This window comes from Psychrobacter sp. 1044, from assembly GCF_904846525.1.
Lineage (GTDB): Bacteria > Pseudomonadota > Gammaproteobacteria > Pseudomonadales > Moraxellaceae > Psychrobacter.
The window spans coordinates 75,606-88,643 of the sequence record NZ_CAJHAZ010000009.1 but is presented as its reverse complement, the minus strand read 5'-3'; the positions used below and the strand labels follow the sequence as shown (position 1 = coordinate 88,643).

Sequence of the window (13,038 nt, the reverse complement as noted above, 5' to 3'; positions counted from 1 at the left end):
TACCAAATGCTTTCTTACCAAATGCTTTCTTACCAGATATTTTCCTATTAGATTATTTCACAAGGCCAATTATATTAATAGCTATTTGACTGGTTTAGAGCTTCTAATTGTCTTTGCGTGGTATTCATGCGGCGCTTGGCTTTACGCAGCTCGTCGGCTAATGACAGTAAGCGCGCACGTGCTTCTTTTTCATTAGCAAAGTTTAACATCGCCCCACTTTCTAGCTTATCAAATTCTTCTTGGTAGGTTTCTATGAGGCGCTTGTCTTTGTCTAACTGACTGTCTAAGGCGTAATAGTCTAAGCCTTTTTGATTGGCAGTTTGCAGTGTATTCGCCAAGGTTAAGAGGCAGACATTATTGAGCTGACGTCCGCGCCGACCGACATTGTAAGCATTACTGGTCGTGCAGTATTGCTTAAGCCCCAGCTGGCGACCGCGCTCCCATGCCAGATAGTTGGGGGCAACACTGGCCTTGGCACAGGCTTTGGCATGTGATGCAAGGCGATCTGATGGGTAACCTGCCACGCCATCGTTGTAGCCAATAGCCTGCCAGTCACCAACGAGGCACTCCTGCTTAGAGAGCGTGGCACAGCTTGATAGTAAAACAATGCTACCAAGGAGCGCCAAGCTTAACGAAGGCCGCAGTACAAACTGTCGCATGATTATCTCTTCTATGGCTATTGATGCAAGTGCTGATATGGCTAATGAAAAATACTTTTAATGAACCATGCTCGGCTGCCAAAGTACGTAAACTATAAAATAATAAGCCACTGATAAGCTAAATCGCCTTTAAGTGGCTTATCTTCTTATTAATGAGGGCGAGTCAGATCGACTGAGGTGCCGCTTACATTGTCTTTCAAGCTGACTTTGAGCATGAGGTAACCTGCGATACCAGAGACGATTGAGCCCATAATAATACCTAAGCGCTCATCAAATAAGGCTGTTTCACCAGCAAATGCCAGACCGCCAATGAACAGACTCATGGTAAAACCAACACCACAGAGTAAGGCTGCACCGTAAATCTGCTTATAATTCATGCCTCTTGGCATGGTTGAGATACCAAGTTTAAAGATTAACCAGCACATAACCATTACACCAATTTGCTTACCGATGAATAGACCGGCCGCAATACCAAGCGGTACTGAATGGAACAGCTCAGCGAAGCCTGCACCTTTGAGAGATATGCCTGAGTTGGCAAATGCGAATAATGGCAAGATACCGAAGGCAACGGTGTTATGTAAATCGTGCTCTAGCTCTTCTAGCGGTGAGTGCTCAGGATCAGTACGGTCAAACATAGGAATAAATAGTGCTAAGACCACGCCAGCCAAGGTGGCATGGATGCCGGATTTGAGTACCGCAATCCACATGATCACACCGATCAGCAGATAAGGCGTGATGCTGGTGACGTTGCGACGATTAAGAAGGTATAAGAAGGGTAGACATAGACCTGCCACTGCCAATGACTCTAATGACAAATCACTGGTATAAAATAAAGCAATGATTAAAATGGCGCCAATATCATCAAAAATAGCAATTGATACTAAAAATACTTTTAAAGAGTTGGGAACGCGGTTGCCTAATAAGCTCAAAATACCTAGGGCAAAAGCAATATCGGTCGCGGCTGGAATCGCCCATCCTTTCCAAAACTCAGGCTCGTTATAGTTAAAAAGCAGATAGACAATCGCTGGCATAATCATGCCACCGAGTGCCGCACCAGCTGGCAGGATGATTTGCTTAACGTTAGACAGCTCACCGATCAGCACTTCACGCTTTAGCTCAAGTCCCACTAAAAAAAAGAAAATCGCCATCAAACCGTCATTAATCCAGTGATGAGCGTCTTTAGCGATAGCGAACTCACCGATTTGAATGGCAACGGGTGCGTGAATAAAGCCCTCATACCACACATTGAGAGGGGAGTTGGCAATAATCATTGCAGCAATGGCAGCCAATGCTAGGACGATACCGCCCGCTGCCTCAAATTCAAAAAATGCTTTAATCCTGCGTATTGCCATATCATCCTCATTTGCTAAACACGAATTACAAATTAATCCAATAACCTCAAATATCTATGACACGACTCATAAAGACATGATAGACAGCAACAGTTTCTCATACTCTTATTGATATAGACAACAAAATACGTCAACCAAAAGTTATAAGTGCCGCTTGCCACATTAATAATAGCGATATTATAAAGTCGATAGAGCAGACAAAATCGTGCTCAGTCGTTACATACTTTTAATCAATCGCTGCTTATTTTAGATACTTATTAAGCCGTTAGACAAATCTAGCAGACTTTTTTACGTTTTTGGCTTTTTTTAGCGTTTTATCTTTATAATGATTGGCATTTTGTGATGTTCTGTCACAGCTTTAATACATATCAGCAGTACTATCAGCTAATGAATAGCAAAGTTGATAGCAACATTGCTACTAATATTTTATTTCCTGTTCTTAAAGCCAGTTCTTAAAGCCAGTTTTAGAACTTACTCATTTTCCATCATAAAATTTACAGGTCAGCGTCATGGACTTATCGCTTTCGTTAGAGGTTATATTAATGCTTACCGCTGTGGCAGCGTTGGCAGGCTTTATTGATGCCATCGCTGGTGGTGGTGGTTTATTGACCATCCCCGCCATGTTACTCGCCAATATCCCACCAGTGCTAACGCTCGGTACCAATAAGCTACAAGCCGCTTCAGGTGCGCTAGCAGCCTCTATTACGATGATTAGAAAAGGGGTGGTCAAACCGCAACGTATCAAAGTAGCTATTGTTGGCGCTTTTATCGGTTCTGTTCTCGGCACTATCGCTGTACAGATGTCGCCGCCGGATCTGCTTGAGACACTGATTCCGTTTTTGATTGCGGCTATCGGGATTTATACCTTGTTTGCGCCTCGACTTGGCGAAGTAGAAGCTGCGCCGCGTATCTCAGAAGGCAAATGGCAAAAAGTGGTTGCACCATTAATTGGTTTTTATGATGGTTATATTGGACCAGGCACAGGGATGTTTTTTGCGCTCGGCAACGTGGCGTTGCGCGGTCGGCAAATTATCGAAGCGACAGGTGCAGCAAAGGTATTGAATTTATCGACCAATATTGGTTCGTTAATATTCTTTATTTTGGGCGGTAATGTGTTGTGGAAAGTAGGGCTTGCCATGATGGTGGGACAAACGATAGGTGCGTATTTTGGCTCTCATATGGTAGTCAAGGGCGGTAGTAAGCTGATTCGTCCGATGATTGTAGTGGTATGCTTGGCGATGGTAACCAAATACGTTTTTGGTTGATTGTTGTTCAACACGCCCTAAATGTATTTAGTAAAGCAAAAAAACCTCAGCCAATATGACTGAGGTTTTTTATGTATATTGAATAAATTATCAAAATCTATTCAATATAAGTGCCTAGCGGCGACGATCGATATCATCGTACTCACTGCCCATGATCCCATCACTAAAGACTTCAGAGAATTCACGCTCATTGTCTTCATCAATGTGACCATCAAACACGTCTTTTGCACCAGCGTTAGGATCGTTATAAATAGCCAAATCCATTTTGCCTTCTGATTTTGCCACAATAGCCGTCACAGCAGCATCGCCACCGACGTTCACTGCGGTACGTAACATATCAAGGATACGATCCACACCTAAGATAAGACCGATACCTTCGATAGGTAGACCGACTTGGGCAAATACCATTGATAGCATAATCAGACCAACACCCGGTACACCAGCGGTACCGACGGAAGCCAAAACGGACATTAGAATGACAGTTAGATACTCAGTCACGCCCAAGTCAATACCATAAATATTGGCAATGAAAATGGTCGCCGTACCTTGCATAATGGCGGTACCATCCATATTGATGGTCGCACCAAATGGAACAGTAAATGAAGCAACTGAGTTATTGACACCCATGCGCTTAGTGACCGTACGCAAGGTAATAGGAATCGTCGCGTTCGAGCTTGACGTACTAAAAGCAAAAATCTGAACTTCACGCATTTTTGCCAAAAAGGTTTTGATGGATAAGCCCGAAGAGACTTTGAGTACAATCATCATAGTGACAAAGAAATGGAATGCCAATGAGCCGACCAATACCGCCACATAACCGAGCAGTGACCAAATCAAGTCTAAACCCAGCTCTGCCATTGCTTTGGTCAATAGCGCAAATACACCATAAGGTGCAAGATTCATAATGATGGTCACCATTTTTAAGATGACTTCATTGATTAATTCTAAGCTCTGCACTAAGCCTTTGGCAGGTTTACCCACCATCAAGATACTAACACCGATCAAAATAGCAAAGAAAATAATCGATAACATATCACCATTTGCCATCGCACTGATGGGGTTTGATGGGATAATATTAGAGAAAACATCAAGCAGCGGCGGCGCTGATGCTGCTTCAAATGCCGCTTCGGTTTCGATATTCATGCCTTTACCGATACCAAATAGCACGCCAAGCCCAATCGCTGTTGCGATAGCCAGAGCTGTTGTCATCATATAAATAAGAAATGTCTTGGTGCCGATGCGACCAAGCAAACGAATATCCCCGATACCGCAAACACCGCAAATCAGTGAGATCAGCACCAAAGGCACGACTAGCATTTTGAGCGAGTTGACAAATAGCTTGCCGACAATGGCGAGGAAGCCATTGGTAATGTACGTATGAATGAAACCGCCTTCAGCGTTCAGTCCTGAATAGTTTATAAACAATCCCAGTATGATACCGAGTACCATAGCGACAATAATCTTGCCGGTCAGTCCCATATTTTTCCACATAACTTATATCCTTTGTGTACGTGCCCCAGTAGCGAATAGATAGGCTGCTCACATCAATGTGATTGTTGCCATTATTATCACCGCTCTTGCTACGTCTATTAAATTCTTTCAACTTCCACTTAGTGTCACGTTTTCGGGGCACAATATAAAATAATTGTTAAGGATACTGCAACGTTTTTTTATGACTAAGGTAATATAAATCAATAGTTAAGTTATCTGCGCCGAATTTTTCGCGATTAAAGTAGGTAAATGATAAGGCATATTGACCAATATTAGGGTGTGTTGAAAATTCAAAAATAATCACTACTGATCGCTAAAACTGTTCCAGACAAAGCGTAAAATGACGGTAATGTTCATGCCTTAATTAGTTTTATAACATATTTTTTATATGGAGCTGGGAGAATTTAGTATTATTTCCAATATGAATAGAAGGAGACAGGACTGTTTTTTTGCCATTTCATTGTTAAAAGTAGACGCTTAGAATGAACAGATTTACTATTTTTAACGTCAAACTGCCTAAAAAACAGTCTCTGTCAGTGTCATGGTTGAATCATCAAACACGCCTTAACGGTTAAAAATGGCGATTCATAACTAAAAAAAGACTGCTCAAATAGGGCAGTCTTTTCTAAGTGAATGATCAGAATGTATCGTGCAAGGTTTCTATAGTCATTCCACTATAAAAGTATTACTGCGTTAACCTCGCTTGAAGTATTTAATATACATCTACACTCGGTTGCCTTGTACTACTTTTAAATTGACTCGACTATAGCAGCCTTAACACCTATTGTTTTTTAAATATTTTAAGCCTGATTCTTTTGTGCCTTGTTATTTCAAAGCTTGTCATTTTAAGAATTATCAAAGCTTTTTATTTTAGACTTTGTCACTTTCATCACGGCGTAGACCATCCTGCCATTTAGGATCAGTAGCGGCAGGTTTGTCTATATTATCCTTCACATTCTCTGCATCTTCAGATATTTCAGAAGGCTCTAGGTCGTCAGCATTATGTTGATTCAGACGATGGTTGTTACTCATACGTTCACTTAAGTGTGACTCTGCATCACGGTGGCGATGATCTAGTGCTTCGATCTTAGGCTCAGACTCATCAAAGTTGGTCTGTGCACGTACCTCCTCAATAGTATCTTGCTCTTTGACCATTTCTACATCACCGTCACTCTCATAACCATGATTGGGGTTGGCATCGCCAGTTGGTTTGTCTGTACTGACGGGCGTACCCAAATTATTAGAGTCGACATCATTTTCAGCTGTCATGTTTGTCGCAATGCCATTTCTAGCTTGCGCGTCATTTTTCAATTGTGCATAGTCCGTTAATTGCTGTACGGCATTATCAAGGCTGTGTGGATTGGTGCGCTCTTGGGCATGCAATAAGTGTTTATCGAACACGTCAGTCAATAATGAGTCAAAGCGTATGGCGTTGTACTGAATAAGCACTTCAGCTTCTTCTTCAGTAATATCGCCGTTTTGGCTGGCATATACCACATGATCCTCAAAAGTAAGCCCTTCAAAACTGTCCTTGTGTTCAGCCTTTTTAAACCTCTGCCATAATGGCTCGATGCTAAGTAACGTTTGATAAGCGTGTTCCATACGTCCAGTGACATCATCGGCTTCAGTATTATAATAGACCATGGTTTTAAGATAATCACGGAACGGGTTGGCTTCAAAGTCATCCATAAAAGCATCGCCCAGCTTGCGTTTGAGCTCATCGCTTGGCGGCGTAAAGATAGAGCCGCTGGGGAAAGTCACAAAACTGACCAAACTGGCTGCCATACGATTAGGGAAGTTTGCAAAAAAGGCTTCAAAAGCTTCTTGAATGGTATATAAGCTATTTTGTAAGGCAACCTCAGCATGCAAGCGTTCGGACGCTGATTTAGTACCATGCTCATAAAACTGCAAAATAGCAGTGCTAATGAATAAATGGCTATGAATATCAGCTAAGCGCCCAGACAGCATCTCTTTACGTTTTAAGTCACCAGCGAGCAATCCTAATGCCATGTCAGCCGTTAAGGCAAAACTTGCGCTCAGGCGGTTGATGTGTTTGTAGTAGGGACGAGTAAAGCTGTCTGCGAAGCTTGGTGCATGATTACTGCCACCGACATAACCTGCGACAAATGCCTTTGCGCCGCGATTAAAGGTATAACCCAAATGTTTAAAAAACAGTGTGTCGAACTGTTTGAGTGCGCCTTCTTTATCTTCGCTTTGCAACAATTGCAGCTCATCAAAGAGATAAGGATGGCAACGCATCGCGCCTTGACCAAATATCATGAGTGAACGCGTCAAGATATTTGCGCCTTCAACCGTGATAGATACTGGAATTGCCTGATAAGGGGTAGCCAAAAAGTTACGTGGACCCATCTGTACCGCGCGACCACCAACCACATCCATACCGTCATTGACCACACTGCGCATGGTTTCAGTCGCATAGTATTTTGCCATTGCCGTCATCACTGATGGTGTACCGCCTTGGTTCAGACCGCAGGTGACGAGGTGACGAAATGCCTCTAGCATATAAGTGTTACTGGCCATGCGGCTGGTAGCGTCTTGGACGCCTTCAAACTTGCCAACAGAGATTTTAAACTGTTCGCGTACTTTGGCAAAAGCACCGACAGACAGATACGTCATTTCACTGGCTGAGGTTGATAAAGCTGGTAAGGAGATGCCGCGACCAACGCCCAAGCACTCCATCAGCATACGCCAACCGCGACCCGCATTTTCGACGCCGCCGATGATGTAATCTAGTGGAATAAAGACGTCTTTACCATCGACTGTACCATTCATAAATGGCGAGCCAATTGGATTATGGCGTGGTCCTATGATGACACCTTCATGGCTGGCAGGCACAAGCGCACAAGTGATACCGTAATCGGTCTTATCAGGATTGCCAAGCAAACCTTCAGGATCGTGCATCTTGAATGCTAACCCCACGACCGTGGCGATAGGTGCGAGGGTAATCCAGCGCTTAGAAAAGTTCATACGCAAACCGAGCACTTGCTCGCCCTCATGCGCACCATAACAAACCACTCCTGTATCTGGAATCGCACCAGCATCGGAGCCCGCTTCAGGACCAGTGAGACCAAAGCAAGGTACCTCGTCGCCTTTGGCAAGACCGGGTAGCCAGCGCTGTTTTTGTTCGTCCGTACCGTAATGCATCAACAGCTCACCAGGGCCGAGCGAGTTTGGCACCATACAGGTAACCGCAGCGGTCGGCGAGCGCGAAGCGATTTTGCTCATGATACGGCTTTGTGCATAAGAGCTAAAATCTAAACCGCCAAACTCTTTTGGAATGATTAAGCCTAAAAATCCATTGGCTTTGATAAATTGCCACGCTTCAGGCGACAGCTCTTTGTCTTCATGCTGAATTTTCCATTCATCAAGCATGGCGCATAGTACTTCTACTTCATTATCAATAAAGCTTTGCTCTTCTGCCGACAGCTCTGGATAGGGATATTGAGCAAAAGTGTCCCAGTCGGGATTGCCCATAAACAGCTCTTTTTCCCACCAGCTGGTACCCGCATCGAGTGCTTCGCGCTCGGTATCGCTCATGCTCGGCATTGCCCCGCCCAAAGTCTTGTAAACAGGTCTGGTAATCAGTGACTGACGAATAGGGGCGACGAGCAAAACGATGCAAAGTAAAGCAATTGGTATGCCCAGAATAAGCGACCAAGGACTGATAAAGGCGGTGACAAGGACGGTAACTAGGGCAACGATACTGCCTGTGACTCGTGATAGGGACAATAAAAAGATGGCCAAAACCATGGCTAATTGAATAATGATTGCCAAAATAAATAAGCCAATTGCCATGACTGTCTCCTTTTATAACGCTAAACCAAAAGCGCGAAAAATGTGTGTGTATTAAAGTATTTGAATAAATCTTGTTGTTATTTTTGCTGATGTTTAAGGGTCTGGTGACCAAATTAAACCAATGAGCCGTTATGGATTTTGTAGCATGTTTTATAATCAATTTTAATTTGTTGAGCATTTTACAAAAGTGGCTTTGATAACTGTCTAACCAGTGACAGACAAATAAAAGACAAATTTAGCCATCAATATGAAACAGTTGCCGATAACTATCAATAGCTAAAATGCTACGCTGTGTCGATTATATGTATCAAGATTTTCTCATATAGGCAAAAATAACAGTCGTAATTAATTATCCAAAAGGCGCTAAGCCGCTTTCTGCATAAGATAATGTCTCATTGCGTCCAACAATGATGTGGTCTACCAAGGATAAATCGATTAAATCGCAGGCTTTCTTTAGCTCGTAAGTTAATAAGTTGTCTGCCGTTGAAGGGGTCGCATCGGTATGCGGATGATTGTGCGCGACGATGAGTTGGCTGGCAGCGTGACTCAAAGCATGACGCAGAACGTGTTTGATACAGACGGAGCAAGAGGAGATGCCGCCAGTAAATAGTATCTCAAAATTAATGAGATTTAACGCATTGTCTAAGCAAAGTACCGCAAAGACTTCGCGATGCTCCCCGCGCAGCTGAGTGCTGATATAGTATTTGACCATTTGCGAGCGCCCAAGTGCGTGACCAGTTTTAAGCTGACTGTCCAAATAACGCGTACCCATCTCAAGTGAGGCCAATATCTGCGCGTATTTGGCAGGACCAATACCATGACAAGCAAGTACAGTCTCTTGCGGCGCTGCCAATAATTCTGCCAAGCTACCAAATTGCTCGATCAAATGACGCGCCAGCTCGATAGCTGACTGTGACTGCGTACCTGTGCGCAGAAATATCGCTAATATCTCGGCATCGGATAAATGAGCTGCCCCAAATTTTAGTAGTTTTTCACGTGGTCTATCATCTTCATGCCAGTCTTTAATCGCCATTGTCACTCCTTGAGAATGGATTGCTGCCAGATATATTGAGTAAATACGGAAATTCTTACCCAACTTATCTCATAATTGTTACTATAAGCGCAATTTTATCTTTCAACTTTTTATTGATGCCATGCTTATGTCCAATATTGTGCTTGCTATCACTGGCGGTATCGCCGCTTATAAATCTGCTATCTTTGCCCGCCTATTAATCAAGGCAGGCTTTGAGGTGCGTGTCATTATGACCACAGGGGCACAAGCTTTTATTACGCCACTGACCCTGCAAGCTTTGACTGGCAATGAGGTGCATATCTCATTACTCGATGAAAAAGCAGAAGCGGGGATGGGGCATATCGAATTGGCGAAATGGGCAGATTTAATCATCATTGCGCCAGCCTCTGCAAATACGCTTGCGCGTCTCGCGATGGGCATGGCTGATGATTTATTGACAACCGTATGCCTTGCAACGGCGGCACCAGTCATCATTGCACCAGCCATGAATCAGCAGATGTGGGCGCACCCTGCGGTCAATCTCAATGTCCAGACCCTGCGCGATATGAATTATCAAATTATTGCGCCTGCTAGTGGCGAGCAAGCCTGCGGTGATGTGGGAGCAGGGCGTTTGCCTGAACCTGAGCAGCTCTTGGCAGAAGTGTTATTATTTAACGCCATGCAAACCACGCCGCAATTATTGGCAGGTAAACGCGTGGTAATTACTGCAGGACCGACGGTAGAAGCTATCGATCCGGTGCGCTACTTGTCCAATCACTCTACTGGCAAGATGGGCTTTGCATTAGCACGTGCGTGCGTGGCTGCTGGTGCAGACGTTATCTTGATTGCGGGCGGCAAAGTGGCACTGCCGACACCGCTGAATGTCACACGTATTGATGTATTGTCGGCTAAAGAGATGCTGATGGCGGCGCAGCAGTGCGTGGATGGTACGCACAGTGCGCTACAGTATGTGCCTGAAGATGAGCACGACCATTCTCACGATCACGATCACGACCATAGCCATCAACATGAAAATCATGGCGAGTGTGATTGTGGCGATGATCATAGCCACAGTCATAACCACAGCCATGAAATTGATGATAAGCAGCATCATGCTCATAGCGAGAATCAAAATGTAATGGCGGATATCTTTATCGCCACGGCGGCTGTCGCTGATTATCGTACTGAAGAAGCTGCCCCGCAAAAAATTAAAAAAACCCAAGATGCTATGACGCTGAGTTTGGTCAAAAACCCTGATATTTTAGCGACGATTTCGCTTGCGCATCCAGCGCTGTTTGTCGTTGGTTTTGCGGCAGAAACGCAAGATATCGAGCGCTATGCTCGTGGCAAACTGGTGTCTAAAGATTTAGATTTGATCGCTTGTAATGATGTTTCACGAGCAGACATTGGTTTTGCCAGCGATGACAATGCCATGCAGGTATTTTTCTCAGAGCGTTATGAGCACGATAGCGTCACACTTGAGAAGGCGAGCAAAGATAAGATTGCCGAGCAGTTGGCTGGCATCATTGGTGAGACAATATGGCAACGCCACAATGGTCACAATGCCTAGTTATGTCACTATGAATCCAGATATTAGGTCTTAATGTTTATGGCTAATATGATGGATAGTGATAGCACCCAGACGTTGTTATTGATGGTAATCTTTGCGCTGGCATCGTTGCTACACGGTATTAGTGGGCTGGGTGTGACGTTGGTGACGACCACTGCGCTTGCTAGTATCTATCCGTTACCACATGCTATTGTATTGGTCATTTTTCCATCATTATTGCTTAATGCGATGACTTGGCTCGCGGGTGGCGACCGTACGATCTGGCAAAATTTCATCTATTACGGCAGGCGCTATTGGTTATTGGCGTTGACCAGCTTACTTGGTAGTATTCTAGGCGCGAAGCTCTTACTATGGGTCGATAGCGCCTATATTTTATTGCTATTGGCAGCGGTTATTGGTTTTTATGTCATAAGCAGCTTGCTTGGTAAGCAACTCCGTCTACCTGCTACCAAGCCTGTGTTAATCATCGTTGGTTTTAGTGCAGGGGTGATTGGCGGCTCGACCAATGCCATGTCGACCATATTGATGATGTATCTACTGTCTGCCAGCGATGATAAAAATACCATCGCCAAAGTCGGCAACATGTGCTATTTTTTGGGTAAAATTGCCCAAATAATTGTATTACGTGAGCCTATTATGGCGCTCAGCAGTGGTGAATGGCAGCTGATTACTTTGCTCAGTATTTTATCTATTGCCGCGCTTTTAGTTGGTATCCGCTTACGTCGTTATTTACCACAAGCACGCTTTCGTCAGCTTATTTTATTGATACTTACCGTGCTTGGTATTCGTGTCGGCTGGCAGGGAGTTATGGCATTTTTGTAAGATAGCTCGCGAGGCAGCTGGCTGTTTAGATGCTATTTTATGCGCGCATTATTTTGTTATTTCATCAAAAAATATCTGTTGCGTCAAACGAAAGGTATTACAGTGCGCCTCAACCACATCGTCGATATCTTCTGAATAGCCACCACCCATCACGATAGCGATAGGAATTTTAGCGGCTTTTGCTTGGCGTAATACATATTCATCACGCGCTTTACAACCCTCTATCGTCAGCCCTAACTTTCCTAATTTATCAGTTGCCAGTACATCGACAGCGGATTGATAAAAGATCATATCTGGCGCAACGTCGCTAATCAAACGTGGTAATGTCGCCTCTAGTAACTGCAAATACTCCGCATCGCCAGTATCATTGTCTAGTTCAATATCCAAATCTGATACTTGCTTTCGAAATGGATAGTTCTTTGCGCCATGCATGCTAAACACAAAAACGCGTGGCTCATCCATCATAATACTGGCATTGCCATTGCCTTGATGGACGTCTAAATCGATCACCAAAATCTTTTGCGCTTGTCCGCGATTTAATAATAAATTACTCGCGATACAAACATCATTAAACACGCAAAACCCTTCGCCATGATCAGCAAACGCATGATGCGTGCCACCTGCGACATTCATCGCCGCGCCATATTGCTGCGCATATAATGCACATTCATAAGTGGCATGAGCAATATAACGCCCACGTTCTACCAGCTCTGGTGTCATTTCAAAGCCAATGGCTCGCGCTTCCTTTCGTGGTAGCGTTTGGGTTTTCAGCTGATACCAGTAGTCCGCAGTATGCGTGGTCAAAATTTCATCTTCGCTCAAACATGCAGGGGCAAAAAAGTTGTCGGTACTGATAGTGCCTTCAGCCAATAGCCGCTCAGGAATCATGGTGTATTTTTGCATGGGAAAGCGGTGTTTTTCAGGCACGGAATATCGAAAAATATCAGAGTAAGCAATTTTTAGCATAGTGTTAGAGGATGTCTTTTTTGAAAAGTATATTAAGGGTAAATAGATTTAAGCGCTTTAACAATAAGGTGCTGATGAGACATTG

9 protein-coding genes are annotated in these 13,038 nt (G+C 44.0%); 3 read left to right on the top strand and 6 right to left on the bottom strand.

Features of this window, described 5'->3' with window-relative positions; all coding sequences use genetic code 11:
- Nucleotides 1-74 precede the first annotated feature (74 nt).
- A complete protein-coding gene (locus JMX82_RS07965) occupies nucleotides 75-659 on the bottom strand; it encodes a DUF2799 domain-containing protein (RefSeq protein WP_201540130.1) in 585 nt (194 codons plus the stop codon).
- A 149-nt stretch (nucleotides 660-808) separates the two neighbouring features.
- A complete protein-coding gene (gene nhaA / locus JMX82_RS07960; RefSeq protein ID WP_109591860.1) occupies nucleotides 809-2,011 on the bottom strand; it encodes a Na+/H+ antiporter NhaA in 1,203 nt (400 codons plus the stop codon).
- Between the two features lie 509 nt (nucleotides 2,012-2,520).
- Here nhaA and JMX82_RS07955 point away from each other — a divergent pair.
- Entirely contained in the window at nucleotides 2,521-3,276 is a 756-nt protein-coding gene (locus JMX82_RS07955; RefSeq protein ID WP_045453480.1) for a TSUP family transporter, read from the top strand.
- A 114-nt stretch (nucleotides 3,277-3,390) separates the two neighbouring features.
- On the opposite strand, the gene JMX82_RS07950 is transcribed toward JMX82_RS07955, so the two are convergent.
- The 3 genes from JMX82_RS07950 to radC form a co-directional block, all read right to left on the bottom strand.
- Entirely contained in the window at nucleotides 3,391-4,767 is a 1,377-nt protein-coding gene (locus tag JMX82_RS07950; RefSeq protein WP_045444003.1) for a dicarboxylate/amino acid:cation symporter, read from the bottom strand.
- Between the two features lie 870 nt (nucleotides 4,768-5,637).
- On the bottom strand, nucleotides 5,638-8,583 hold the full coding sequence (locus JMX82_RS07945) for an acyl-CoA dehydrogenase (RefSeq protein WP_201540129.1): 2,946 nt from the start codon (nucleotides 8,581-8,583) through the stop codon (nucleotides 5,638-5,640).
- 349 nt (nucleotides 8,584-8,932) lie between these two features.
- On the bottom strand, nucleotides 8,933-9,616 hold the full coding sequence (gene radC, locus JMX82_RS07940) for a RadC family protein (protein WP_201540128.1): 684 nt from the start codon (nucleotides 9,614-9,616) through the stop codon (nucleotides 8,933-8,935).
- A gap of 127 nt (nucleotides 9,617-9,743) precedes the next feature.
- On the opposite strand from radC, the gene coaBC reads away from it, so the two are divergent.
- Together coaBC and JMX82_RS07930 are read left to right on the top strand one after the other, a co-directional pair.
- A complete protein-coding gene (coaBC, locus tag JMX82_RS07935; RefSeq protein WP_201540127.1) occupies nucleotides 9,744-11,165 on the top strand; it encodes a bifunctional phosphopantothenoylcysteine decarboxylase/phosphopantothenate--cysteine ligase CoaBC in 1,422 nt (473 codons plus the stop codon).
- Nucleotides 11,166-11,204: 39 nt separating this feature from the next.
- Nucleotides 11,205-11,987 carry a sulfite exporter TauE/SafE family protein gene (locus JMX82_RS07930; RefSeq protein ID WP_201540126.1) on the top strand — a complete coding sequence of 261 codons (783 nt, stop codon included), beginning with the start codon at nucleotides 11,205-11,207 and terminating at the stop codon, nucleotides 11,985-11,987.
- A gap of 48 nt (nucleotides 11,988-12,035) precedes the next feature.
- Here JMX82_RS07930 and JMX82_RS07925 read toward each other — a convergent pair whose 3' ends face one another.
- Nucleotides 12,036-12,953 (bottom strand): histone deacetylase, encoded by a 918-nt coding sequence (locus tag JMX82_RS07925; protein ID WP_201540125.1) that lies wholly within the window; start codon nucleotides 12,951-12,953, stop codon nucleotides 12,036-12,038.
- Between the last annotated feature and the right edge of the window lie 85 nt (nucleotides 12,954-13,038).

Coding starts and splice junctions, on each gene's coding strand:
- JMX82_RS07925 (WP_201540125.1), bottom strand. CDS start 12,953: ATGCTAAAAATTGCTTACTCTGATATTTTTCGATATTCCGTGCCTGAA.
- JMX82_RS07965 (WP_201540130.1), bottom strand. CDS start 659: ATGCGACAGTTTGTACTGCGGCCTTCGTTAAGCTTGGCGCTCCTTGGT.
- radC (WP_201540128.1), bottom strand. CDS start 9,616: ATGGCGATTAAAGACTGGCATGAAGATGATAGACCACGTGAAAAACTA.
- nhaA (WP_109591860.1), bottom strand. CDS start 2,011: ATGGCAATACGCAGGATTAAAGCATTTTTTGAATTTGAGGCAGCGGGC.
- JMX82_RS07930 (WP_201540126.1), top strand. CDS start 11,205: ATGGCTAATATGATGGATAGTGATAGCACCCAGACGTTGTTATTGATG.
- JMX82_RS07950 (WP_045444003.1), bottom strand. CDS start 4,767: ATGTGGAAAAATATGGGACTGACCGGCAAGATTATTGTCGCTATGGTA.
- JMX82_RS07945 (WP_201540129.1), bottom strand. CDS start 8,583: ATGGCAATTGGCTTATTTATTTTGGCAATCATTATTCAATTAGCCATG.
- JMX82_RS07955 (WP_045453480.1), top strand. CDS start 2,521: ATGGACTTATCGCTTTCGTTAGAGGTTATATTAATGCTTACCGCTGTG.
- coaBC (WP_201540127.1), top strand. CDS start 9,744: ATGTCCAATATTGTGCTTGCTATCACTGGCGGTATCGCCGCTTATAAA.